The organism is Clostridium sp. MCC328, from assembly GCF_018785465.1.
Taxonomy (GTDB): Bacteria; Bacillota; Clostridia; order Lachnospirales; family Lachnospiraceae; genus Pilosibacter; species Pilosibacter fragilis.
The window spans coordinates 1-308 of sequence record NZ_WQPW01000138.1 but is presented as its reverse complement, the minus strand read 5'-3'; the positions used below and the strand labels follow the sequence as shown (position 1 = coordinate 308).

The following is a 308-nucleotide window of genomic DNA, read 5'->3' as shown; positions in this document are numbered from 1 at the left end:
CGGCCGATGGTACTATGCTGGAGACGGCATGGGAGAGCAGGTGGATGCCAGATTCAATGGGCTTATAGCTCAGCCGGTTAGAGCGCACGCCTGATAAGCGTGAGGTCGGTGGTTCGAGTCCACTTAAGCCCATTACCCAAAAGGGTAATGCAAGAAGTGACTGGCTGATTGAAATAAATACAGAACAAAAATGAATAAGGGATCGCCTCGAAAGAGGGAAGGCCCGCATCCATGGGGGTGTAGCTCAGTTGGGAGAGCACCTGCCTTGCAAGCAGGGGGTCAAGAGTTCGAATCTCTCCATCTCCACT

At 52.6% G+C, this 308-nt stretch carries 2 tRNA genes; both read left to right on the top strand.

Annotation, left to right across the window (positions count from 1 at the left end):
* Nucleotides 1-58 precede the first annotated feature (58 nt).
* Nucleotides 59-132, top strand: a tRNA-Ile gene (locus GPK83_RS15865).
* A gap of 101 nt (nucleotides 133-233) precedes the next feature.
* Nucleotides 234-306: transfer RNA gene (locus GPK83_RS15860), tRNA-Ala, on the top strand.
* Nucleotides 307-308 lie beyond the last annotated feature (2 nt).